General features: G+C 67.8%; 23 protein-coding genes. 20 read left to right on the forward strand and 3 right to left on the reverse strand.

Translation table 11 applies throughout. From position 1 onward, the window contains the following. Positions 1-36 precede the first annotated feature (36 nt). The 9 genes from ABD768_RS19255 to ABD768_RS19295 all read left to right on the forward strand — a co-directional run bounded on the left by ABD768_RS19255 (position 37) and on the right by ABD768_RS19295 (position 9,176). The gene (locus ABD768_RS19255; RefSeq protein WP_344842397.1) at positions 37-801 is read left to right on the forward strand and encodes a CpaE/TadZ family protein; all 765 of its coding nucleotides are present in this window, start codon (positions 37-39) and stop codon (positions 799-801) included. Positions 802-864: 63 nt separating this feature from the next. Continuing rightward, positions 865-1,215, forward strand: coding sequence for a type II secretion system protein (locus tag ABD768_RS19260; RefSeq protein ID WP_344842400.1), 351 nt, complete (start codon positions 865-867; stop codon positions 1,213-1,215). A gap of 87 nt (positions 1,216-1,302) precedes the next feature. Next, positions 1,303-2,397 carry a type IV pilus twitching motility protein PilT gene (locus ABD768_RS19265; RefSeq protein WP_343964262.1) on the forward strand — a complete coding sequence of 365 codons (1,095 nt, stop codon included), beginning with the start codon at positions 1,303-1,305 and terminating at the stop codon, positions 2,395-2,397. Further along, positions 2,394-4,031: a GspE/PulE family protein gene (locus ABD768_RS19270; RefSeq protein WP_344842403.1), complete on the forward strand. Its 1,638-nt coding sequence runs from the start codon at positions 2,394-2,396 to the stop codon at positions 4,029-4,031. Before ABD768_RS19265 ends, ABD768_RS19270 begins: the two co-directional genes overlap by 4 nt. Before the next feature lies 1 nt (position 4,032). Beyond that, a complete protein-coding gene (locus tag ABD768_RS19275; protein ID WP_344842405.1) occupies positions 4,033-5,238 on the forward strand; it encodes a type II secretion system F family protein in 1,206 nt (401 codons plus the stop codon). Beyond that, positions 5,238-5,714, forward strand: a complete 477-nt coding sequence (locus ABD768_RS19280; protein WP_344842407.1) for a type IV pilus modification PilV family protein — start codon at positions 5,238-5,240, stop codon at positions 5,712-5,714. Before ABD768_RS19275 ends, ABD768_RS19280 begins: the two co-directional genes overlap by 1 nt. Continuing rightward, complete coding sequence (locus tag ABD768_RS19285) at positions 5,705-6,346, forward strand: PulJ/GspJ family protein (RefSeq protein ID WP_344842410.1); 642 nt, start codon at positions 5,705-5,707, stop codon at positions 6,344-6,346. The genes ABD768_RS19280 and ABD768_RS19285 overlap by 10 nt, the downstream gene beginning before the upstream one ends. After that, positions 6,343-8,439: a pilus assembly PilX family protein gene (locus ABD768_RS19290; protein WP_344842412.1), complete on the forward strand. Its 2,097-nt coding sequence runs from the start codon at positions 6,343-6,345 to the stop codon at positions 8,437-8,439. Before ABD768_RS19285 ends, ABD768_RS19290 begins: the two co-directional genes overlap by 4 nt. Positions 8,440-8,525: 86 nt before the next feature. Beyond that, on the forward strand, positions 8,526-9,176 hold the full coding sequence (locus tag ABD768_RS19295) for a response regulator (RefSeq protein ID WP_344842414.1): 651 nt from the start codon (positions 8,526-8,528) through the stop codon (positions 9,174-9,176). 2 nt (positions 9,177-9,178) lie between these two features. Here ABD768_RS19295 and ABD768_RS19300 read toward each other — a convergent pair whose 3' ends face one another. Continuing rightward, a complete protein-coding gene (locus ABD768_RS19300; protein ID WP_343964275.1) occupies positions 9,179-9,958 on the reverse strand; it encodes a prepilin peptidase in 780 nt (259 codons plus the stop codon). Between the two features lie 178 nt (positions 9,959-10,136). Here ABD768_RS19300 and ABD768_RS19305 point away from each other — a divergent pair, with 178 nt between their 5' ends. From ABD768_RS19305 to ABD768_RS19350, 10 genes are all read left to right on the forward strand, one after another. Continuing rightward, positions 10,137-10,790 (forward strand): response regulator, encoded by a 654-nt coding sequence (locus ABD768_RS19305; protein WP_343964277.1) that lies wholly within the window; start codon positions 10,137-10,139, stop codon positions 10,788-10,790. Between the two features lie 257 nt (positions 10,791-11,047). Next, positions 11,048-11,479 carry a type II secretion system protein gene (locus ABD768_RS19310; protein WP_344842417.1) on the forward strand — a complete coding sequence of 144 codons (432 nt, stop codon included), beginning with the start codon at positions 11,048-11,050 and terminating at the stop codon, positions 11,477-11,479. Positions 11,480-11,726: 247 nt separating this feature from the next. Then, entirely contained in the window at positions 11,727-12,821 is a 1,095-nt protein-coding gene (locus ABD768_RS19315; RefSeq protein WP_343964281.1) for a type IV pilus twitching motility protein PilT, read from the forward strand. After that, positions 12,818-14,143, forward strand: coding sequence for a GspE/PulE family protein (locus ABD768_RS19320; RefSeq protein WP_343964283.1), 1,326 nt, complete (start codon positions 12,818-12,820; stop codon positions 14,141-14,143). Before ABD768_RS19315 ends, ABD768_RS19320 begins: the two co-directional genes overlap by 4 nt. Next, positions 14,140-15,345 (forward strand): type II secretion system F family protein, encoded by a 1,206-nt coding sequence (locus tag ABD768_RS19325; RefSeq protein WP_344842419.1) that lies wholly within the window; start codon positions 14,140-14,142, stop codon positions 15,343-15,345. Before ABD768_RS19320 ends, ABD768_RS19325 begins: the two co-directional genes overlap by 4 nt. Continuing rightward, positions 15,345-15,788, forward strand: coding sequence for a type IV pilus modification PilV family protein (locus ABD768_RS19330; protein ID WP_344842421.1), 444 nt, complete (start codon positions 15,345-15,347; stop codon positions 15,786-15,788). Before ABD768_RS19325 ends, ABD768_RS19330 begins: the two co-directional genes overlap by 1 nt. Continuing rightward, the gene (locus ABD768_RS19335) at positions 15,779-16,411 is read left to right on the forward strand and encodes a PulJ/GspJ family protein (protein ID WP_344842424.1); all 633 of its coding nucleotides are present in this window, start codon (positions 15,779-15,781) and stop codon (positions 16,409-16,411) included. The genes ABD768_RS19330 and ABD768_RS19335 overlap by 10 nt, the downstream gene beginning before the upstream one ends. Positions 16,412-16,443: 32 nt before the next feature. Continuing rightward, positions 16,444-18,393 carry a hypothetical protein gene (locus ABD768_RS19340; RefSeq protein ID WP_344842426.1) on the forward strand — a complete coding sequence of 650 codons (1,950 nt, stop codon included), beginning with the start codon at positions 16,444-16,446 and terminating at the stop codon, positions 18,391-18,393. A gap of 53 nt (positions 18,394-18,446) precedes the next feature. Continuing rightward, positions 18,447-19,085, forward strand: coding sequence for a response regulator transcription factor (locus tag ABD768_RS19345; RefSeq protein ID WP_343964293.1), 639 nt, complete (start codon positions 18,447-18,449; stop codon positions 19,083-19,085). A gap of 23 nt (positions 19,086-19,108) precedes the next feature. Beyond that, positions 19,109-19,720 carry a DUF2064 domain-containing protein gene (locus tag ABD768_RS19350; protein WP_344842429.1) on the forward strand — a complete coding sequence of 204 codons (612 nt, stop codon included), beginning with the start codon at positions 19,109-19,111 and terminating at the stop codon, positions 19,718-19,720. A gap of 444 nt (positions 19,721-20,164) precedes the next feature. On the opposite strand, the gene ABD768_RS19355 is transcribed toward ABD768_RS19350, so the two are convergent. Together ABD768_RS19355 and ABD768_RS19360 are read right to left on the reverse strand one after the other, a co-directional pair. Further along, a complete protein-coding gene (locus ABD768_RS19355) occupies positions 20,165-20,704 on the reverse strand; it encodes an NUDIX hydrolase (RefSeq protein ID WP_344842432.1) in 540 nt (179 codons plus the stop codon). Then, a complete protein-coding gene (locus ABD768_RS19360; RefSeq protein ID WP_343964299.1) occupies positions 20,701-22,011 on the reverse strand; it encodes a zinc-dependent metalloprotease in 1,311 nt (436 codons plus the stop codon). The genes ABD768_RS19355 and ABD768_RS19360 overlap by 4 nt, the downstream gene beginning before the upstream one ends. A 159-nt stretch (positions 22,012-22,170) precedes the next feature. Between ABD768_RS19360 and ABD768_RS19365 the strand changes: the two genes are divergently transcribed. Then, positions 22,171-22,596 carry a molybdenum cofactor biosynthesis protein MoaE gene (locus ABD768_RS19365; protein WP_343964301.1) on the forward strand — a complete coding sequence of 142 codons (426 nt, stop codon included), beginning with the start codon at positions 22,171-22,173 and terminating at the stop codon, positions 22,594-22,596. Positions 22,597-22,603: the final 7 nt, after the last annotated feature.

Below are 22,603 nucleotides of genomic sequence, written 5' to 3' on the forward strand. Positions count from 1 at the left end.
GAGTGCTGATCCCGTCCAAACGGCGGGGGGTGTGAGATGGCGGACGGCCGGATCGTCACGGTCTTCGCGGCCAAGGGTGGCTGCGGCAAGACCACGGTGGCGACCAACCTGGCCACGGTCCTGCACGACCGTGGCGCCCGCAGAGTCTGCCTGCTCGACCTCGATCTCGAGTTCGGCGACGCCGCCAGCCTGCTCGGCCTGCGGTCCGAGCGCAGCATGGTCGACGCGCTCCCGGTGGCCGATCAGCTGACCCCGGAGATCGTCGCTGGACTGATGACGAACTACCTCCCCGGGTTCGACTGTCTGCTGGCGCCGACCCGGCCCGGTGACGATCGGCTGATCCCGGCCTCACTGGTGAGCCGCCTGCTCGCCGTCCTTCCACTCAGCTACGACTTCGTCGTCGTGGACACGCCCAGCCGGTTCGGCCCGCATGTCCTGGCGGCGCTCGACGTCGCGGACCACCAGATCCTGGTCACGACGCCGGAGCGGCCCGCGCTGAGGAACCTCCGGGTGACGCTCGACATGCTCGACCTGCTGCCGTACGACCGGACCGCCCGTTCGATCGTGATCAACCGCTCCGACGCCTCGTCGGCCTTGCCGCCCGGACTCCTGGACGAACTGCTCAGAAGCCCGATCGCCGGTCACCTGCCGACCTGGGACGGCGTCCCCGCCTCGATCAACCGCGGCGAACCACTCACCTCCGCCCAACCCGACCACGCGGTCAGCCAGGCGATCCGGCAACTAGCCGCCGCCGTCCTCCCCAGCGACGGGAGGTGCAGCCGCGATCCGCCGCCCGGTTAGCACCAGCCTTCGAACCAACTCAAAGATCCCTGAAAAGAAAGCGAAACCATCATGCTCAAGCAATTGCGTCAAGCTCGTCAGAACGAGTCCGGCTTCACCCTGATCGAACTCCTGATCGTCATCGTCATCCTCGGCGTCCTCTCCGGCATCGTCGTCTTCGCCGTCTCCGGCATCCAGGACCGCGGCAACGCCGCCGCCTGCAAGTCGGACCGCTCGACGGTCGAGGTTGCGGTCGAGGCGTACTACGCCAAGAACACCAGGTATCCGGACGCTGGCGCCGACGGCTACCTGCAGCTGACCACGGCTCCCGACAAGTTCCTGCGCAGCGCCCCGACGGCCACCATGGCGAACGGCGGTTACGTGATCACGCTCGGGGCGGGCGGCGTCGTGACCGCCTCCGGTGCCTGCAGCTGACCGATCCACCACAAGCCACTGCCGGGGAGGGCTGACCCCCAAGGGCTTTCCCCGGCAGTGTTCCAACCGCCTCACTGGAGGAATCTCATGAAAGGTCTTGCTCGCGGTAGCCGCGTCGACGTGCTGCTGGAGGAGCTCTGGAACGCAGGCGGCACCGACCTGCTGCTCACCGTGGGCATGCCTCCGCAGATCCGCGTCCACGGCGCACTGCACGCGGTCAACGGCACCACGGCGCTGACCCACGACGACACCGACAACCTGCTGACCGAGCTCTTCACGCCGGCCCAGGCCGATGCCTGGTGCAACAGTTTCGAGCTCGACTTCTCCTTCTCCTGGCGCGACCACGCCCGCATCCGCGGCAACGCGTTCAGCCAGCGCGGCGACAGCACGATCGCGCTCCGGATGATCCCGCGCACCATCCCGACGATGGCCGAGCTCGGCCTGCCGCCGATCCTCGGCCAGTTCGCCAAGCAGCATCAGGGCCTCGTCCTGGTCACCGGCCCGACCGGTTCCGGCAAGTCGACCACGCTCGCCGCCGTGATCAACCAGATCAACACCGACCGTGCCTGCCACATCATCACGATCGAGGACCCGATCGAGTACGTCCACGACCACAAGCGTTCCGCGGTGAACCAGCGCGAGGTCGGCAGTGACACCGCGTCCTTCCCCGACGCGCTCCGCTCGGCTCTCCGCGAGGACCCCGACGTCCTGCTGGTCGGCGAGATGCGTGACCTCGAATCGATCCGCTTCGCGCTCACCATCGCCGAGACCGGCCACCTGGTCTTCGCCACCCTGCACACCAACGACACCGCGCAGTCCCTCGCGCGCATCATCGACGTCTTCCCACCCGAGCAGCAGTCCCAGGTCAGGGTCCAGCTCGCCGCGGCCCTCAGCGGAGTCGTCTACCAGCGCTTGATTCCCCGCGTCGGCGGCGGCCTGATCGCGGCGTACGAGGTGATGGTCGCGAACTCCGCGATCCGCAACCTGATCAAGGAAGGCAAGACGCACCAGCTGCGCAACTCCCTCGTCACCGGCCAGCGCGAAGGCATGCTCACGCTCGAGCAGTCGCTGTCCGGGCTGGTCCAGTCCGGCGCGGTCTCGTACGACGACGCCGCCGCGCGCAGCCTCTATCCCAAGGACATCGAGTCGCGGCCGAGGCTGCGGGCAGGAGTGCCGGCATGAGGCACCGCAAGCGTGACCAGGCCGCGGCCGTCGTCACCCTCACCGCGCGGCCCGACGTCCGTCCGGCCGCGACCCAGGAGGACCTCCAGATCGAGCGCAACCGGGCTCGGCAGATCGCCGAACAGCACGGACTCGCTCAGGTCGATCTCCGCACGGTCACCCCGGATCCCGCGGCAGCGGCGCTGATCGACGAGCAGACCGCCCGCGCGCTCACCGCCGTCCCGCTGACCATCGACGAGGACAGCATCACCGTCGCGGTGGCCGATCCGGAGGTCGAGGCGGATCTGCGGGCAGTGCTCGACGGCAGAGTCGTACTACGGATCGCCGCGCCGACCGACATCCTCACCGCCATCGGCAACAGCTTCCGGGCCCTGACCGGGATCGACTCCCGGCTCAAGATGTTCGAGGCGCGGGACGTGATCCGCAAGGACTCCAGCCGGGTCGAGGTGGCTTCCGCCAACGACGAAGCCCCGGTCGTCCAGGTTGTCCAGCTCATCATCACCCAAGCGCTGCGGGACCGGGCCTCCGACGTGCACATCGAACCGCACGACGACCGGGTCCGGATCCGGTTCCGCGTCGACGGCGCCCTGCACGACCAGCTCGAGCTGCCCGGTTCGATCGGCCCCGCGGTGGTCAGCCGGATCAAGATCCTGGCAGACCTCAACATCGTCGAGCGGCGCCGGCCGCAGGACGGCCAGATCAGCATGGACGTCGAAGGCCGCGAGGTCGACATCCGCGTCTCCACGACGGCCGTGGTCGGTGGCGAGAAGGTCGTGCTCCGGCTGCTCGACAAGAGCCGTCCGCTGTTCAAGCTGGAACAGCTCGGGATGCCACCGGAGATGGCCGCGCGCTACTCCAGCCTGCTCAGGTCGCCGTACGGGATGGTGATCTGCGCCGGGCCGACCGGCAGTGGCAAGACCACCACGCTCTACGGCTCGCTGGGCGAGATCAACACCCCCGAGCGCAACATCATGACCATCGAGGACCCGGTCGAGTACACGTTCTCCTCGATCAACCAGATCCAGATCAACGAGTCGGCCGGCATCACCTTCGCCGGCGGGCTGCGGTCGATCCTGCGGCAGGACCCGGACGTGATCCTGGTCGGTGAGGTCCGCGACGTGGAGACCGCGCGGATCGCCGTCCAGTCCGCCCTGACCGGTCACTTCGTGCTCTCCTCGCTGCACGCGACCGACGCGGCGACGGCGCTGCATCGCCTGCTGGACATGGGAATCGAGAACTTCCTGATCGCATCCTCGATCAGCGCGGTGGTCTCCCAGCGGCTGGTACGCCGGATCTGCCACAACTGCCGCGAGAGCTACCAGCCGCCCGCCGAGGAGCTCGCGTTCCTGGACACCTTCGGCGGTGGCGTCCCGGTCGGCGGGCTGGTCCGCGGAGCAGGCTGCAACTTCTGCGCGCAGACCGGGTTCCTCGAGCGGACCGGGGTCTACGAGCTGATGCCGGTGTCCGACACCATCCGCGAGCTGATCGTCGACCGGGCCTCCCACGACGAGATCCGCAAGGCCGCACGGTACGAGGGAATGCGAACCCTGCAAGAGGAAGCGGTCCGGCTGGTCGGCGCGGGCGTCACCACGGTCGCCGAGGTCGTGCGTTCCATCTACGTGGTCGGGAGCTGAGATGACCAGATACGCGTACGTCGCGATCGCGCCCGACGGTCAGCGCGCCAAGGGGATCACCAAGGCGGACACCCGCGAGGAGGCCGAGCTGGCTCTGTACGAGCGCGAGCTCCGCGACATCCGGGTGACCGAGAAGCCAGGTGTGCTCCAGCTGGAGATCACCGCCCGGCGGGTCAAGCGCGAGGAGGTCATGCACCTGTCCCGCCAGCTCGGCGCGTTCATCAAGGCCGGCCTGCCGCTGATCGATGCCGTCCACAGTCTCGGCCAGGAGGCCGACAACAACTCCGTTCGCCGGATGATGGCCGAGGTCGAGGAGGGCCTGCGGGGTGGCGAGAAGCTGTCCGACTGCTTCGACCGGCATCCCAAGATCTTTCCCGAGTTCTACCGCGGCATTCTGCGATCGGCGGAGCTCAGCGGACAGCTCGACTCGGTGCTGGCCCAGCTCGCGAAGTACCTGGAGCGTGACCTGGAGGCGCGGCGCAAGATCAAGCAGGCGATGATCTACCCGGCCATCGTGTCGCTGATGTCGCTGGTCACCGTCGTGGTGCTGGCCGCGTTCGTGCTGCCGCGGTTCAAGGAGTTCTTCGCGAGTCTGCACGCCACGCTTCCGCTGCCGACCCGGATGCTGCTCGCGGTCACCGACTTCCTCACTGCCTGGTGGTGGGCAGTCGGCATCGGGGCGGCGTCGGTGTGCCTGCTCGTGTTCGCTGTCACCAGGACGCACGGCGGTCGTTATGCCAGGGACAAGCTGTTCCTCAAGCTTCCCGTGCTCGGTGGCACCATCCAGTTCGCTCTGGTCGAGCGATTCTGCCGGATCCTCTCGTCGATGGTCGGCGCCGGCGTACAGCTTCCCGAAGCCCTACGGGTGGCGACCGGCTCATTGCCGAACCTCGTCTTCCGGCGTGCGCTCGGTGGAGCCGGTGAGGCACTGCTCGAGGGAGAAGGCCTGGCCCGGCCGCTGGCCGCGACCGGCCTCTTCCCGACCACCGCAGCCCAGATGATGCGGGTCGGTGAGGACACCGGAACGCTCGACAACCAGCTCGAGGTCACCGCGGAGTACTACGAGGGTGAACTCGACTACAAGCTGAAGAAACTGATCGGCCTGTTCGAGCCGGCCGTCATCATCGTGATGGGGGTCGTCGTCGGCTTCGTCGCAGTCGCGCTGGTGTCCGCGATGTACGGCATCTTCCGTCAGGTCCAGGGCTGATGTCCGGCCGCCACCGTGTTCTCCCCCCGGTCGCCGGCGAGCGAGGGGAGACCCTGGTCGAGATGCTGCTGGCAGTCGCGATCATGGGCATCGCCGCGGTGGCGCTGATGGCCGGCCTGACCACGAGCGTGCTGATGTCGGACATCCACCGCAAACAGGCGACCGCCGGTACCACGGTCCGCGACTATGCCGAGGCGCTGCAGAAGTACGTCGCCGATGGCAACTATGTCGACGGCTGTGCTTCGCCGGCCCCGTACACGCTCGGGACCTTCGTGGATCCGGCGGGCTTCCAGCACTCGGTCGTCGCCGGGTCGATCCGGTACTGGGACGGTACGGCGTGGCAGCCGGCCTGTGGCACGGACAAGGGCTTGCAGAAGCTGACCATCAAGGTGGCCAGCGCCGATGGCCGCGCGAGCGAGCAGCTGGTGGTAGTACTGAGAAAGCCTTGTGGACTGGGGGATGTCCTATGCAGCTGAGAGACCGGATCCGCTCCGAAGGCGGGTTCACCCTGGTCGAGTTGCTGGTGGCGATCGTCATCCTCGGCATCATCACGGTTCCGTTGTCCGGCACGGTGGTCAGCGCCTTGAAGAACACCGGCGCGACCCAGGACCGGATGGCCGTGTCGCACGACGCGCAGCTCAGCTCGTCGTACTTCGCCCGTGATGTGGCCGGCGTCGGCATCCGTGACTACGACAGCGTCAACGGCAACTCCTTGCCGTTCAAGTCGTCCGTCCAGCGGAACGCGGCCTACAACCAGGGCGGCTACACCTGCGGAGGGGCCGATACTCCGGTCGCTGCGCTGCGACTGCTGTCCGATTCGTGGGACCCGGCCGACTCGATGACGACTCCGGAGACGGTCGTCGTCGCCTACTACCTGAAGACGGTTGCCGGTGGCATCGAGCTGCACCGGCTGAAGTGCTCGGGCAGCGACACCCCTGTCGACGTGCCGATCGCGCACAACGTGAAGGCAGGCAGCGTGACCGTGACGTGCTCGTCGACGTGTGAGTCGGCGACGGTGCCGAACGAGATCACGCTCCGGCTGGTGACCACGAAACCATCGGTGGGCGACTACCCGATCACGCTCAACGGTCAGCGGAGGCAGTCATGAAATCCCGGTTCGCTCGCGCCCGCTCCGAGGAAGGAGCCGCGCTGGTTCTGGTGATGATCCTGGTCACGGTGATCGCGCTCGGACTGGCCGCGTTGCTGACCAGATCGGACACCGGCCTGCGGACGACGGTGGGGCTGCGCGACCAGGCGGCCGCGACGTACAACGCCGACGGCGCCTTGCAGGCGTCGATCAACAACCTGCGCAACAGCACCTACAACGACGCCGCCGGCCAGAAGTGCTTCGGGGCCTCGAACACCCTGCCGCTGAACGGTTTCTACGGTGCCGACTCGGCCGCGGTGACCTGCTCCGCGGACCCGAAGAAGGTCTTGATCCAGTGCCCGTCGCTGTCGCAGTGCAACCGGCCGGGCAACGCGATCCTGACGCTCGGCAAGGTCAGCGGGGAGGACGGTCTCAACATCCGCCAGAACACCGGATCGACCTTCCGGGTCCGCGGCAACGTGTTCTCCAACTCGAACATCAACGTCGTCAACGGCACCCTGAACACCAACGCCTCGACCTGGGCCAGGACCTCCTGCACGGGCGCGATCCAGAGCACTCCGGCACCGTCGTGCAACTACGGAAGTACGCCGAACGCCCTCGGCGACGATCCCGGATACTCGCCCTCGGCAACCGATCCGCCGGTGCACCGCAACGTGCCGTCCTGCACGACGGCCAACTCGGTGGTGACCTTCCTTCCCGGCACGTACGACGACGTGGTCGGGCTGAACGACATGATGAAGGGCAACAGTTCCTGCAAGAACAGCACCTGGTGGTTCAAGCCTGGGGTGTACTACTTCGACTTCCGCAACACCGGGGTGAACGCCAACCCGCTGCTCCCCAACCCGGGGAGCGAGGGCAACACCTGGACGGTCAACGACGGCTATCTGGTCGCTGGTACGCCGGTCAACTCCGCCGGCGCCGTCATCGGCAGCCCGCCGGTACCGGCCTCGATCCCCGGCTCCTGCGACAACCCGATCAAGAACGCGAGCGCGGTCGGCGTGCAGTTCATCTTCGGCGCCGACAGCCGCTTCGCCATCAAGTCCGGCCAGGCCGAGATCTGCGGGACGTACCGGGTGGACAAGGCCCCCGTCGCCATCTACGGCCTGACCACAGGTGCGGACGCGCCGGTTGCGTGGACCGGCAACAACAACTCGCTGAAGCTCTCCAGTGTGACGTCTGCGGGTGACTTCACGAATGCGACGACCGCAAACCTCGCAACGGGCGGCGATGTCCCGGTCGCGTCCTGGAACAGCAAGAAGAAGAGTGACTCGACCATCCTCAAGGTGAGCGGCTTCGCGCCGACCACGCCGATTCCGGCAGGGTCGGTGCTGAAGTCCGCCGAGGTGAAGATCCTGCACAGGCATACGGACATCACCGATGTCGATTCCTTCGATGTCTCCTTGACCACCGCAGGCGGCCCGGCCCTGACCGGGTCGACTTCCGGCCAGCTCGGCAGCGGGGTCCTGAAGGTCGACACGATCCCGCTGGACACCGCGCGGACCGGAGCCCTCGCCAAGGCCGTGAACGCCGGAACCTACAGCGGCTCGACCATCGACCTCAAGACGAATCTCGTCAACAGTCCCAAGGACGACACCGAGTACATCGACTCGATCCAGCTCGAACTCACCTTCGTTCCGCCGGCGTTTCGGGCTAGCAGTGGCTGTGTCACCAGTACGCCGTATGCGGGCGGCGGTCAGGACGGGGCCAACTGCTCTCTGGTCACGGCGGTCAACAACGCCGGCAATCAGTTCTACGTCCAGGGCACGACGTACGCGCCGAAGGCGGCACTCGACATCACCCTCAACAACGCGGCCGAGCAGGTCTTCCGCTTCGGGGTCATCTCCCGGTCCCTGTGGGTCAGAGAGACCGGCAGCTTCTCGTACGGGGGCGTGGTGATCGAGGTCCCGGACGACTCGCCAGGCTTCGTCTTCAGCATGTACCTGTCCGTCTACATCTGTCCGAAGTCACCGACCTGTACTCCGACCGGCACGCCCGCCCTACGGTCCAAGGTTGCGTTGGTGGACAGCGACCCCACCACCCCACACGCAGGCGCCCGCCAGGTGACGATCCTCAGCTGGTCGCGGCCTGGATAAGCCGAATCGCCCACGAAAATAGGGCCGAAGGTCCCTGTCTGAGGCTGGGCGGGGGTACCTAGTGTGACTCCCACGGGGGTGGAGTCATGACTGATCGGATTCGGATCGTTCTGGTCGACGGGCACACGTTGACGCGGTTCGGGATGTCGGGGCTGGTGAGTGGGCTGGCCGATATCGAGATCGTGGGGGATACCGGGTCGGGCGCTGAGGCGCTGGCTCTGGTGGCGGCGGTGAAGCCTGATGTGGTTGTGCTGGACACCGTGTTGCCGGATGGCGACGGGTTGCGGGTCGCTCGTGAGCTACGTGATCAGTACGTCGGTCTCGGCATCGTGGTGCTGACGTCGAAAGGCGGGGACGACGTCCTCTTTCGCGCACTGGAGATCGGGGCGTCGGCCTTTGTCAGCAAGACCGCTCCGGTCGCCGAGGTGCTGGCGGCCATCAGGCACGCCGCAGCCGCCGCGGGGTCCTTTCTCGCGAGCGGGCTCGGCCAGGCCTATGCCCGCAGGCAGTCGGCCCCCACTGGGCCGATCCTGAGTCCGCGCGAGGCCGAGGTCCTGATGCTGCTGGGCCAAGGACTGTCGATCCAGGCCGTCGCGGGCCGGATGTTCGTCAGCCACTCGACGGCCAAGACCTATGTCGCCAGGGTGTACCAGAAGCTGGGCGCCTCCAACCGTGCGCAGGCCCTGATCGCCGGCCTCCGGCTCGGGCTGATCCGCAAGGAACCGGTCAGCGCCTGAGCTCAGTTCATCAGGTGGCGCCAGGCGGTTGCCAGCGGTCCGGCGAAGAAGATTGCCAGTAGGGCGCCGGTGATCATGAACGGGCCGAACGGGAGGGTGGTCTTCCGGCCGGCGCGGCCGACGGCCATTGCTGCCACACCGACGACGGCGCCGAGGACGAAGCCGCTGAAGCCGCCGATCAGCAAGGTGGACCAGGAGAGGTAGGCGAGTACGCCGCCGAGCAGGCCGGAGAGTTTGACGTCGCCCGAGCCCATCCCCGACGGGGCGATCAGTACCAGGAGCAGGAAGAACGCGAACAGGGCCGCCGCTCCGAGGGCGGCCCTTGCCAGCGGCCACCAGTCGTGTTGCCAGGCTGCTGAGGCTGTCAGCAGTACCGCGGTCACCGGGTACGACGGCAGCACGATCGCATTCGGCAGGACCCGGAGCTCGAGGTCGATCAGCGCGAGCGCGACCCCTGCGCCGGCGAACCACAGGTACGCCGGGAGCGCCGGCAGCAGGTCGAGTCGGTCGAGACGCCAGGCCAGCGCGGCGAACAGCAGGCCCGTCGCGAGCTCGACCAGGGGATACCGGACGCTGATCGGCGTACCGCAGTCCGCGCAGCGCCCGCGCAGGATCAGCCAGCCGACGACCGGGAGGTTGTGCCGGGACCGGATCGGAGTACCGCATTGCGGACAGCGTGAGGCCGGCCGGACGACGGACTCGTGGCGTGGCACCCGGTGGATCACGACGTTCAGGAAGGAGCCCACGGCGGTCCCCAGCAGCAGGGCGAGCACGACGGTCATCGCCGGTCCACCTCCTTCGTCAGCGGCTCACATGATCGGCCGGGCAAACGGTTGAAAGCACCTCTCGCAACCTCGTAACAATGGGTGTACGTTCAACGATCAAGGTTACAGAAGGTAATTTTTATCGTCACTTGTCGCCTATTTGTCACGGAACGTTATTTTCAGCGGGGGGAACCGCATGACAAACTCAATCGGTGTTGCCGTCATCGACGGGCACACGCTAACGCGGTACGGGCTGGTCGCCCTGGTGGGCTCGGCCGAGGACATCCGGATGGTGGGGGAGTGTGGTTCGGCCGCCGAGGCCCCCGCTCTGGTCGCGAGCACAGAACCCGACGTGGTCGTGCTCGATGTCGCCCTGCCGGATGGCGACGGGCTGCGGGTCGCCCGTGAGCTGAGGGACCGCTATCCCGAACTCGGTCTCGTGCTGCTCACCTCCAACACGGAGGACGACGTCCTCTTCCGTGCCCTGGAGACAGGCGTCTCCGCATTCGTCTGCAAGACCGCGCCCAATGCGGAGGTTCTCGCCGCGATCCGGCACGCCTCGGTGGCGGCGTCGTCCTTCACGGCCACCGGTCTCGCGCTGGCCCTGGGCCGCCGTGCGACCCGGCATGCCGGGCTGGTGCTCAGCCCGCGCGAGCGTGAGGTGCTGAATTTGCTGGTGGACGGGCTGTCCGTGCCCGCCATCGCACGGTCGATGTATGTCAGCCCGTCGACCGCCAAGACCTACGTGGCGCGGCTCTACGAGAAGCTCGGCGCCTGCAACCGTGCCCAGGCCATCATGTCCGCGTTGCGGCAGGGCCTGATCGAGCAGAACCTTTCGGTACCTGCCTGACCAGCGCGCTGTCGGCTGAACGGCCGACGGCGTGTCGGGTGAGTGGCCAGGACAGTCGGGCGTTCACCCGCTGTGACGCGGGCCTTGCAGAGGCGAGTGTTTGACGCGGCAGCTAGTGGCATCTGGGGGATGATCGACGGCTTCGCGCATCGGGTCCAGGGGTCGGACGTCCGGTACGCCGGTCGGTCCGTCGCGGGTTGCCGCGCCTGGAAGACCCTGTCTCCGTCGCCTGCCGGAGCAAATGCGAAGGAAGCACCATGAAAGACCGCCTTCGGGCCACCGTCCTGGCCGCCCGAACCATCCACCGCGCCTCGAACCGCCCGACCCGCCGGGTCCGCTGGCATCGAATCCACAGCCGCTCCTCCGCTCGCGAGCGCGGCTTCACCCTGATCGAGCTGCTGATCGTGATCGTCATCCTCGGTGTGCTGTCCGGCATCGTGGTGTTCGCCGTCAGCGGGATCCAGGATCGTGGCAACGCTGCCGCCTGCCGGACCGACAAGAAGACCACGCTGGTCGCCGTCGAGGCGTTCTACGCCAAGAACGGCACCTATCCGGCCGCCGGTGACGCCGGCTGGCTCCAGCTCACCGTCGGCGTCGACCAACTCCTGCGGGATCGGCCGACCGGCACCGGCTACACGATCACCCTCGGCGCCAACGGCCTGGTCACCGCGTCCGGCGCCTGTACCTGATCGATACCCCGCCCCTCCCGCGCACCTCACGGCGCGGCGCGGGTGGACCGGCTCGGAGGAGGGCCGGTCCACCCGTTGAGGGAGCGCACCGCAGTACCGCCCAAGGAAGCTGCCCGGGACCGGGCAGCGCCACCCGAGAAAGCCGGCGACCCGGACCGTCGTACCGGATCGCCGCCGGTCTACCGGTTGTCCTCGCAACCGGTAGGCCATCTCGGTGGGGCGGTCCCGATCGATCGGAAGGGATTCCATGAAAGTCCCCGCGCCAGGCAGCCGGGTGGACCTGCTGCTCGAAGAACTCTGGAACGCCGGCGGCACCGACCTGCTTCTGACAGTGGGGATGGCGCCGCAGCTGCGCGTTCACGGCGTACTGCGCCCGGTCGCCGACCGCACCCCGCTGACCCGGACCGACACCGACAGCCTGCTGGCCGAGATGCTCAACCCGCACCGGTCGAACGTCTGGCAGACCACGTACGAGCACGACTTCTCGTTCTCCTGGCGGCAGAGCGCCCGGATCAGAGCGAACGCTTTCACCCAGCGAGGTGACACCGCCCTCGCGCTGCGGATCATCCCGCGCAGCATCCCCACCATGTCGGAGCTCGGCCTGCCGGCGGCGATCGGCAAGTTCGCCCAGTTGCACCAGGGGCTCGTCCTGGTCACCGGCCCGACCGGCTCGGGCAAGTCGACGACGCTGGCCTCGGTGATCCACCAGATCAACACCGACCGGGCCTGCCACATCATCACCATCGAGGACCCGATCGAGTACGTGCACGAACATCGCCGCTCGGCGGTCAATCAGCGCGAAGTGGGCAGTGATACGGCGTCGTTCCCGGACGCCCTCCGCGCGGCGCTGCGGGAGGACCCCGATGTCTTGCTGGTGGGCGAGATGCGCGACCTGGAATCGATCCGGTTCGCGCTGACGATCGCCGAGACCGGCCACCTCGTCTTCGCCACCCTGCACACCAACGACACCGCGCAGTCGCTGGCCCGGATCATCGATGTCTTCCCGGCCGAGCAGCAGTCCCAGGTACGGGTTCAGCTGAGTGCGGCATTGAGCGGGGTCGTGCACCAGCGCCTGATCCCCCGAACGAGCGGCGGCATGGTCGCCGCCTTCGAGGTGATGATCGCCAACCCGGGCATCCGCAACCTGATCAAGGAAGGCAAGACGCACCAGCTGCGCAACGCGCTCGTCACCGGCCGCCGCGAGGGCATGATCACGCTCGAGCAGTCGCTGTCGGCGCTGCTCCAGGCCGGCGAGATCTCGTACGCCGATGCCGTCTCGCGCTGCGCGCATCCCAAGGAACTCGAAGTCCGGCCGAGGGCAGGAGTGGGAATCAGACCATGAAACATCGCGGACGGGGAACCGCGCCACTGGCGCAGCAGGCCGCAGACAACCAGTATCCGGAGCAGAACGCGCTCGCCGGCGTCGCCGAGCGGGTGAAAGCGTTCCAGGCAAGACATCTGACGCCCGATGACGTCGCTGTCGAGAACGAGGACGCGCCGGTCGTCCAGGTGGTCCAGCTGATCATCACGCAGGGCCTGCGCGACCGCGCCTCCGACATCCACATCGAGCCGCATGACGACCGGGTGCGGGTGAGGTACCGGGTGGACGGCGCGTTGCGGGACAAGATCGAGCTGCCGGGCGCGATCGGGCCGGCCGTGGTCAGCCGGATCAAGGTGCTCGCCGATCTCAACATCATCGAGCGCCGCCGGTCCCAGGACGGCCAGATCCGGATGCGGATCGAGGAGCGCGACGTCGACATCCGCGTCTCCACGACGGCCGTGGTCGGTGGCGAGAAGGCGGTACTGCGGTTGCTCGACAAGAGCCGGCCGCTGTTCCGGCTGGAGCAACTGGGGATGCCGCCGGATCTGGCCGAGCGCTACTCGACGCTGCTGCGTACGCCGTACGGGATGGTCATCTGCGCCGGGCCGACCGGGAGTGGCAAGACGACGACGCTGTACGGCTCGCTGAGCGAGATCGACACCCCCGAGCGCAACATCATGACGATCGAGGATCCGGTCGAGTACTCCTACGCCTCGATCAACCAGATCCAGATCAACGAGGCCGCCGGGATCACCTTCGCCACCGGGCTGAAGTCGATCCTGCGGCAGGACCCCGACGTGATCCTGGTCGGCGAGATGCGCGATGCCGAGACGGCCCGGATCGCCGTCCAGTCCGCGCTCACCGGGCATTTCGTGCTGTCATCGGTGCACGCGACCGACACCGCGACAGCGCTGCATCGCCTGCTGGACATGGGGATCGAGACGTTCCTGGTCGCATCGTCGGTGAGCGCGGTGATCTCGCAGCGGTTGATCCGGCGGATCTGCCTCAACTGCCGCTCGTACTACGAACCGCCGCCGCCCGAGGTCGCGTTTCTGCGGACGACCGGGGTTGCCGTGCCGTTGGGCGGCCTCGTCCGTGGTGTCGGCTGCGAGCAGTGCGCCGGGACCGGCTACCTGGAACGTACCGGCGTGTACGAGCTGATGCCGGTCACCGACGCGATCCGCGAGCTCGTGGTCGAACGCGCGCCGCTCGCCGAGATCCGCAAAACCGCTTGCTACGAAGGGATGCGGACGCTTCAGGAGGAAGGCGCGCGGCTGGTCCAGGCCGGCGTCACGACCGTCGCCGAAGTGGTCCGCTCGATCTACACGGTGGGGATGCAATGACGCGATACTCCTACGTCGCGATCCAGCCGAGCGGCAAGACCAAGCACGGTACTACCCGCGCCGACACCCGCGAGGACGCCGAGCTGGCCCTCTACGAGCGCGAGCTGCGCAACATCCGGCTGACCGAGAAGCCCGGGTTGCTGAAGATCGAGCTCACCGCCAAGCGGGTCAAACGCGAGGAGGTGATGCACCTGACCCGGCAGCTCGGCGCGTTCGTGTCGGCCGGGATGCCGTTGACGGAGTCGGTGCACAGCCTCGGGCGCGAGTCGGACAACCTGACCGTGCGGCGGATGATGTACGAGGTCGAGGACGGGCTGCGCGACGGCGAGAAGCTGTCGGACTGCTTCGACCGGCATCCGCGGATCTTTCCGGAGTACTACCGCGGGATCCTGCGCTCGGCCGAGTTGAGTGGCCGGCTCGATACCGTCCTGGCCCAGCTCGCGCGCTACATGGAGCGTGATCTGGAGGCGCGGCGGCGGATCAAGCAAGCCTTGATCTATCCGTCGGTGGTGGCCGGGATGTCGCTGGTGACGATGGTGGTGCTGGCCGGCTTCGTGCTGCCCCGGTTCAAGGAGTTCTTCAACAGCCTGGGCGCCGAGTTGCCGCTGCCGACACGGATCCTGCTCGGGATGACGGACTTCCTCACTGCCTGGTGGTGGGCGCTGATGATCGGTACCGGGCTGGTGATTCTGACGCTGGTCTATGTGCTGAGCACGCCGCCCGGCCGGTATCTGCGGGATCGGTTGTTCCTGGCGTTGCCGGTGATCGGGGCAACGGTTCGGTTCGCTTTGGTGGAGCGGTTCTGCCGCATTCTGTCGTCGATGGTTGCTGCCGGCGTGCAACTTCCGCAGGCCTTGCGGATCGCAACCGGGTCGCTGCCCAACCGGGTGTTCCGGCGTGCTTTGGCCGGGGTGATGGCGTCGATGCTCGCGGGGGACGGGCTCGCGCGGCCGTTGGCTGCGACGGGTTTGTTCCCCGGTACGGCCGCGCAGATGCTGCGGGTGGGGGAGGAGACGGGGACGCTCGACCGGCAGCTGGAGGTGACGGCGCAGTACTACGAGGGCGAGCTCGACTACAAGCTGAAGAAGCTGATCGGGCTGTTCGAGCCGGTGGTGATCATCGTGATGGGCGTCGTCGTCGGATTCGTGGCGATCGCCTTGGTGTCGGCGATGTACGGCGTCTTCCGGCAGGTGCAGGGCTGATGCGTGGGCAACGGGGCGAGAGCCTGCTCGAGCTGGTGATCGCGATCGCGTTGATGGGGGTGGCGATCGTGGCGGTGATGTCCGGGCTGACCACGACCGTGCTGCTGTCCGACGTCCAGCGCAAGGAGGCGACGGCGTCGTCCACGGTGCGCAACTACGCCGAGGCGCTCCAGCAGTTTGTTGCTGATGGCCACTATGTCGCGTGCGCCGGCGCCGGATCCTACGTGGTACCGGGCTTCGCGCCGCCGACTGGTTTCACCGCGCGGATCGTTCCCGGGTCGGTCCTGTACTGGACGGGCGCGCTCTGGCTGCCACTTTGCCTTCCCGATCGTGGGGTTCAGAAGCTACGGGTCAAGGTGGACAGTACGGACGGCCGCGCCTCGGAGTACCTGGACGTGGTACTCCGGAAGTCTTGTGGGGTGGATGATCCGCCGTGCTCCTGAAGCGTGACGAGCGGGGCTTCACGTTGATCGAGGTGTTGATCACGATCACGTTGATGGGGGTGGTCGGCCTCGCGCTGTCCGACCTTGTCATCAGCGCGCTCAAGGAGATGAGCGCGACCTCGGACCGGCTCGACGTGTCGCAGGACGAGCAGCTCGGCGCGGTCTACTTCGCGCGAGACGTTGCGGCGTTCGGAGTGCGGGACTACGGTGCGGCGATCGGCGGGGGATCCCTGCCGTTCAAGCCGTCGATCCAGCTGGACGCGGCCGACGACGCCGGCGGCACGACCTGCGGCCCGGTCCCCGTCTCGGCCCTGCGCCTGCTCTCGGATGACTGGGACCTGTCCGTCGTCCCACCAGTACGCCGTACCGCCGTGGTCGCGTACTACCTCCAGCCCGTCGACGGGGTGCTCGAGCTGCACCGAGCGAGGTGTGTCGGCTCCAGCACTCCGTCGTCGGATGTCCGGCTGTCCCAGAGCGTCAAACCCGGGAGCGTGTCCGTGAGCTGCTCGACACCGTGTACTGCGGTACTCGCACCGCTGTCGGTGACCCTGCGGTACACCGCGACCAAACCGTCCAGTGGCGACCAGGTCGTCGTCTTGAGCGGCCTACGGAGACAGTCATGAGGCGCCGCGATGAGCGCGGTTCCTCTCTGCTCATGGTGCTCGTAGTGATCACTGTGGTGGCACTGGCGTTGTCTGCGCTCCTGACGAGGTCGGACGCGGCGCAGAAGGTGACAGAGAGCCTGCGGAAGGAGGCAGCCTCGTCGTACACGGCTGACGGCGCTATGCAGGCGGCGATCAACAACCTGCGCAACAGCACCTACAACGGCGACGCAGGCCAGCACTGCTTCGGCCTCTCGGACACGCTGTCGCTGCTGGCCTTCGACGGCCTCAACCCTGTTGCCGTGAAGTGCCAACCGGATCCCAAGCAAGCAGTGGTCCAATGCCAGACCGACTCCAACTGCAACCGCCCGGACAACGCCATCCTCGCCCTCAGCACCATCCCCGGCGAGGCAGCGATCTCCGTAGCTCAGCCGGCCGCCTCCACCTTCCGCATCCACGGCAAGGTCTTCTCCAACTCCAGCATCGACCTCACCGCCGGCAGCCTGTCAGCCAGCGGCACCCTCTCAGCCCGGGGCCTGTGCTCGGCCGGTGTCCTAGCTCCCCTCTGCGGCCTAGGAGGCGCCATCCAATCGGCACCGATCTACGACGCCGCGGTGACCACTGTCCCCGCCCACCGCTCGTTACCGCCCTGCACCACACCCGACTCGCTGGTTACCTTCACCCCGGGCTACTACGACGACGCCGACGCCCTGACCCAGATGATGGCCACCACCAGCCCGTGCCATGGCAGCACCTGGTGGTTCAAGCCAGGCACGTACTACTTCGACTTCCACAACACCACCAACCCACTGCTCACCGGCACCAACACCTGGACGATGGCAGCCGGCACCCTCGTAGCCGGCGCCCCGGTGAATGCAGCTGGAGCCGCCATCCCGGCCCCGCCGGTCCCCGCCCCAATCCCCGGTGCCTGTGCCTCTCCCACCTCCGCCGCCAGCGCAGCCGCTGGCGTGCAGTTCATCTTTGGCGGCAACAGCCGACTGGCAGTCGACGGTGGGAAGGCCGAACTCTGCGGCACCTACTCGGCCAGTAGGCCACCGATAGCTGTTTACGGACTCACCAGCGGTTCGGAGACCGTCAGCAGCGACGTGCTGAAGCCGACTGCGGTCAGCTTGCTCAGTAAGTTCGGCTTGTCGGCGACCCCTGGGCGCCTGGGCACGGAGGACGGTGTCGCCGCCAGCTGGAAGAGCACGGTGGCGAGCGAGAGCGCTGGGCTGACCTTGAACGGCTACAACCAGTCCGGCGCGATCCCAGTCGGCTCCGTGCTCGAATCCGCCGACTTGAAGATCACCCACCGGCACAGCGACCCGCTGACGACCGACAAACTCGACCTCTCGGTCGACGTCGGCCCCGGCACGCCGGTCACCGCATCGGTGAGCGGCCGGCCAGGCGGATCGGCGTACGGGGTGACAACGATTCCACTCGACGCCTCCCGGACCGGCCAATTGGCGCGCGCGATCTACGGTGGAACGTTCACCGGCGCCTCGATCGCGCTCACCGTCGGCCTCACCGCCAAGGACGACACCGAAGACATCGATGCCATCCGGATCGAGCTCAACTACCGAGAACCCTCGTTCCGCAAGGGAAACGGCTGTGTGACGGACGGCCCGTACCCGGCCACCGGCTGCGCCCTGATCTCCGGCAACGTTGCCGTGAACGGCACGGTCTACGCCCCGGAAGCCGCGCTCGACCTCACCTCCACCGGCGGAAATCGGCCACTGATCGAAGCCGGTGTGGTGATTCGTGCTTTGCGGGTTTCGATTACGGGAAGTCTCAGTGGTGTGGCGATCGATTTGCCGGACGTTTCACCCGGGTTCACCTTCGGGCTGCACCTGTCCGTCTATCTCTGCCCGGGCGCGCTGGTCTGCGTGCCGAGCGGGCGACCGGCACTGCAAGCCAAGATCGGGCTCGTCGACGCCGATCCCTCGTCGCCCGATGCCGGGCGGCGGAAGGTGACCGTGCTCGGCTGGTGGCGGCCCGGCTGATGGGAGTTCAGACGCAGTCGTGGGTGCAATCGGTGGCCGGGGGAGAAGAAGCAATGAGTGAGCAGGTCAAGGTCGTCGTCGTGGACGGCCACACGCTGGTCAGGTTCGGCCTGACCGGGCTGGCCGGGCAGGAGCCGGACCTGGAGATCGTCGGCGCGTCCGGCCTCGGCGCGGAGGCGATGGCGATCGTGGCGACCACCAGGCCCGACGTGCTGGTTCTCGACTCGGTACTACCGGACGTCGACGGCCTCCAGGTCGCTCGCGAGATCCGTGATCAGTACTCCGAGCTCGGCATCGTCCTGCTCGCCTCCGACGGTCAGGACGCCGTCCTCTTCCAAGCGCTCGAATCAGGAGTCTCCGCCTTCGTCACCAACACGGCACCGATCGAGGAAGTGCTCGCAGCGATCCGCCATGCGGCAGTGGCCGCCACCAGCTTCACCGCGACCGGTCTGGGTCCAGCGATGGCCAGGCGCGACCAACCCCCAGCACCGCCGCTACTGAGCCCCCGAGAGGCCGAGGTGCTCTCACTACTCGGCCAGGGACTCTCGGTCCGTGCGATAGCCACGTCCCTTTGCGTCAGCCTCTCGACGGCCAAGACCTACGTGGCGCGGCTCTACGAGAAGCTCGAAGCCTCCAACCGGGCCCAGGCGATCATGCGCGCCCTGAAGCTCGGCCTGCTCGAGTCCTCCTAGCCCCGGAGAGCTACTCTCAGCCGGTGGATGACCGGCGCGTAGTCGTACTAGTCGTTCCGGCAGCCGGCACCTGGGCGCCGCCGGGACGCACGGCCGACGCTTGGCGGTTGGCGCTGGCGGAGGACACGTACGAAGTACTGGCTTCCCTTGATCGCGTAGACGTCGCAGTGGCTGTTGTGGGCGGCGATGACTCTGCGCTGGCTGGGGTGGCTGCGCTCACTTGGCCTGGTACTCCCGTGTACTCCGTCGACCCCACGCGGCCCGTGCTGGACGCGGTGGAGCAGACCGGCCCTGCAGCGGCGGTGGTAGCCGTCAGCTTCGACGTACCGGATCTCCCCGGGCTCCTGATCGGCAAACTGTTCCGGGCACTCGGCTCGGCCGACTTGGCCGTCACGCCTGCAGAGGACGGCTCGCTCGCCGCGATCGGTGTCAATATCCCGACCGCCTCCTGGGTCACGGAGGCCGCGCTGACCTTCGACACCCGACTGGCGGAACTGGAGAGCATCAAACCCCGCCGCCACGCGATCGGCGTCGGCCCAGGCTGGCACCGTCTGCGATCGAATGCTGACTTAGCGCGACTGGATCCGGGCCTCGAAGGCTGGGACGCGACCAGATCTCTACTCCGAGGTGCTTGAGCCGTCACCTTCTGACGATTGGCTCGTTTTCCCAGGCAGCGGGGACATGGGGGATTTCCACGGGGACCTAGTGGCCGTCGTCGCAACCGACTGTCGGTGCCGTTCAGGGGCGGTGCTACCGGCAGCCGGGGGAGGGGGGAGCGACGACGGTCCACACCCAGACAGACGTGTGCGGGCCGGCCTACAGGGACCGGCCCGCACACCCTCGCTCAACCGCACGCCGGGGATTCACCCCAGCCAGGCCGGCGCTGGTCCGGCTTGTGACGCTTCGCGTCACCTCGCTACCAGGAAATGTGGCCAACGAGCGCCCGGCCGCCAGCCAGCCAATCGCCGGGACCTTGAACACCTTGTGGCGGGCGTGAACACGCTATTACGTGTTCACGGTCGCCGTTAGGTGTCCGAGCCCGCCACTGGCGGTTTCGGGCAGCGTCGGTCCGCAGGCAGCTAGCTGATCGGATAGGCCCGCGCGACCAAGTCGGAAACGGTCTGGTCGATTCCGTCCGGCAGCTCGCCGGCCGCGAACCAGGCCAGATCGTGCGACTCGTCGCTCACCACGTACGCCGTGCCCGCCGCGGCCGTCACCCGGAACTGAACGTCCAGGTGGAACGTCCCCCGGCAGCCGCCGGCCGTGATCTCGTGGCGTGACAACTGCAGCGGTTGCGGATCGATCCGCAACCCGGTCAGGCCGGACTCCTCGGTTGCTTCACGCAACGCAGCGCCTGCCAGGGTCGTGTCGCCCGGCTCGCAGTGCCCGCCGAGCTGCAGCCACCGGTTCACCAGCCCGTGCAACGTCAGCAACACCCTGGGCGCGGCAGCATCCACGACCAGCGCGCTCGCCGTCAGGTGCTCCGGACGCGACGAGCGCCACATCCCGTCCTCATGCCCGGCCAAGTACTTCAGATAGTGCTCCCGCAGCTCCGCCTGCTCGGCATCCGGTGGATCCCAGCCGGTCAGTACTGCGGTCGCATCAGCGTGCAAGCTCACTTGTCGTCGGGACCCGAGCCGCCCTTGTCCTGAGGAGCCCCGCCGTCCTCCTCGCCCAGGAAGTCGGAGATGTCGATGTCGGCCAGCTCGCCCGCGTGCTGGGCGAACCCGATCGGATCGTCCAGGTCGGAAGCGCTCGGCAGCAGGTCCGGGTGCGACCACAACTCGTCGCGCCCATCCACTCCGCGGGCATCCCGCACTGCGGCCCACAGGTTCGCTGCGTCCCGCAGTCGCCGCGGCCGGAGCTGCAGCCCGACCAGGGTGGCGAAGGTCTGCTCCGCCGGACCCCCGGCCGCGCGGCGGCGGCGTACGGTCTCGGCAAGCTGCACTGCGGAAGGCATCCGGTCCTTCGTCGCCTCGCGGACGACATCGTCGACCCAGCCCTCGACCAGCGCTAGCGCCGTCTCGAGCCGGACCAGTGCCGCCTTCTGCGCCTCGGAGTCCTCGGGCTCGAACAGGCCACCCTGGAGAGCCTCCTGGATCGCCTCGGGGTTCTGCGGGTCGATCTCGGACATCGCGCGCTCGATCTTGCCGCTGTCGACCTCGATCCCCGACGCGTAGTCGCCGACCGCGGCGAACAGGTGCTGGCGCAGCCACGGCACCCCGGCGAACAGCCGCTGGTGCGCGCACTCGCGCAGGGCTAGGTACAGGCGTACGTCCTCGTCGGTGAGCCCCAGACCCTCGGCGAACTTCGCCACGTTGTCCGGGATCAGTACTGCCTGGCCGGCCGGGCCCAGCGGCAGGCCGATGTCGGAGGAGCTGACCACCTCGCCGGCGAGCTCACCCAGCGCCTGCCCGACCTGGGCACCGAAGATCGAGCCGCCCAGCTGTCGGAGCATGCCGCCCATCGGCCCGGCCATCTGCTGGGCCTCCGCGGGCAGCGCGCCGCCCATCGCACCGGCAACGTGCTCGGCGACTGGGTCCACGACCGTCTGCCAGACCGGCAGGGTGTTCTCCACCCACTCCGCCCGGCTCCAGGCCGCTGACGTGGCCGATGCCTCGGGCAGCGTGGTCGCTGGGTCCAGCCAGTGCTCTGCCAGCCGTACTGCGTCCGCGACCCGCTCGTTGTCCGCCGGGGTGACCGAGCGGTCCCCGGCTGCTGAAACGGTCTTGCGGGCGATGTCCTTGGCCAGGTCCCAGTTCACCGGCTTGCCGTCGCCCGAACCGCTGAGCAGCTGCTGGACCTGCGCGAAGATCGCGTTCAGGTCTACGCCGTCAGCGCCGCCAGGGCCGGCCGCACCGGAGAACTGCTGGAACATGGCCTCGAACGGAGTTCCCTTGAACGGGTTGTCCGGTTCGTCGCTCATCGGAGTGGGCCTTCCTGTGCAGGTGGGGCGTACTACTCCAACGTACTGGTTCCCCGGTTCCGTTCCTCCGTAGGCGAACGGATTACCTTGGTCACGCGGCGGCACGCGCTGGTGCGACGATGTAGACAGTATGGTGCGCGCAGAGAGTAAGGACCGATCATGACCGAGACCATCAGGCTGCTGGACATCCGCGACACCGCGCTGTCCAGCGACGAGGTGCTGGCCGCGATCGCCGACCCCACAGCCGGCGGTACGGCGCTGTTCCTGGGTACCGTCCGCAACCACGACCACAATCTTGCGGTCGAGGAGCTGACCTACGAGGCCCACCCGGAAGCGCTCAAGCACCTCCGCGTGGTCGCCGAACGGGTCTGCGAGAACCCGGCCGTGACCGCCCTGGCCGCCGTGCACCGCACCGGCGTACTGGCCGTCGGGGACATCGCCGTCATCGTCGCCGTGGCCGCGGCACACCGCGATGTCGCCTTCGCCGCCTGCCGTCAGCTGATCGACGAGCTCAAGGCTGAGGTCCCGATTTGGAAACAGCAGCGCTTCGCAGACGGTGCGAGCGAGTGGGTCGGCGCTTGCTGACCCGTAC

It is taken from the genome of Kribbella ginsengisoli, assembly GCF_039537185.1.
In the GTDB taxonomy this organism is placed as follows: domain Bacteria; phylum Actinomycetota; class Actinomycetes; order Propionibacteriales; family Kribbellaceae; genus Kribbella; species Kribbella koreensis.

Coding starts and splice junctions, on each gene's coding strand:
- ABD768_RS19255 (WP_344842397.1), top strand. CDS start 37: ATGGCGGACGGCCGGATCGTCACGGTCTTCGCGGCCAAGGGTGGCTGC.
- ABD768_RS19265 (WP_343964262.1), top strand. CDS start 1,303: ATGAAAGGTCTTGCTCGCGGTAGCCGCGTCGACGTGCTGCTGGAGGAG.
- ABD768_RS19270 (WP_344842403.1), top strand. CDS start 2,394: ATGAGGCACCGCAAGCGTGACCAGGCCGCGGCCGTCGTCACCCTCACC.
- ABD768_RS19275 (WP_344842405.1), top strand. CDS start 4,033: ATGACCAGATACGCGTACGTCGCGATCGCGCCCGACGGTCAGCGCGCC.
- ABD768_RS19280 (WP_344842407.1), top strand. CDS start 5,238: ATGTCCGGCCGCCACCGTGTTCTCCCCCCGGTCGCCGGCGAGCGAGGG.
- ABD768_RS19285 (WP_344842410.1), top strand. CDS start 5,705: ATGCAGCTGAGAGACCGGATCCGCTCCGAAGGCGGGTTCACCCTGGTC.
- ABD768_RS19290 (WP_344842412.1), top strand. CDS start 6,343: ATGAAATCCCGGTTCGCTCGCGCCCGCTCCGAGGAAGGAGCCGCGCTG.
- ABD768_RS19295 (WP_344842414.1), top strand. CDS start 8,526: ATGACTGATCGGATTCGGATCGTTCTGGTCGACGGGCACACGTTGACG.
- ABD768_RS19300 (WP_343964275.1), bottom strand. CDS start 9,958: ATGACCGTCGTGCTCGCCCTGCTGCTGGGGACCGCCGTGGGCTCCTTC.
- ABD768_RS19305 (WP_343964277.1), top strand. CDS start 10,137: ATGACAAACTCAATCGGTGTTGCCGTCATCGACGGGCACACGCTAACG.
- ABD768_RS19310 (WP_344842417.1), top strand. CDS start 11,048: ATGAAAGACCGCCTTCGGGCCACCGTCCTGGCCGCCCGAACCATCCAC.
- ABD768_RS19315 (WP_343964281.1), top strand. CDS start 11,727: ATGAAAGTCCCCGCGCCAGGCAGCCGGGTGGACCTGCTGCTCGAAGAA.
- ABD768_RS19320 (WP_343964283.1), top strand. CDS start 12,818: ATGAAACATCGCGGACGGGGAACCGCGCCACTGGCGCAGCAGGCCGCA.
- ABD768_RS19325 (WP_344842419.1), top strand. CDS start 14,140: ATGACGCGATACTCCTACGTCGCGATCCAGCCGAGCGGCAAGACCAAG.
- ABD768_RS19330 (WP_344842421.1), top strand. CDS start 15,345: ATGCGTGGGCAACGGGGCGAGAGCCTGCTCGAGCTGGTGATCGCGATC.
- ABD768_RS19340 (WP_344842426.1), top strand. CDS start 16,444: ATGGTGCTCGTAGTGATCACTGTGGTGGCACTGGCGTTGTCTGCGCTC.
- ABD768_RS19345 (WP_343964293.1), top strand. CDS start 18,447: ATGAGTGAGCAGGTCAAGGTCGTCGTCGTGGACGGCCACACGCTGGTC.
- ABD768_RS19360 (WP_343964299.1), bottom strand. CDS start 22,011: ATGAGCGACGAACCGGACAACCCGTTCAAGGGAACTCCGTTCGAGGCC.
- ABD768_RS19365 (WP_343964301.1), top strand. CDS start 22,171: ATGACCGAGACCATCAGGCTGCTGGACATCCGCGACACCGCGCTGTCC.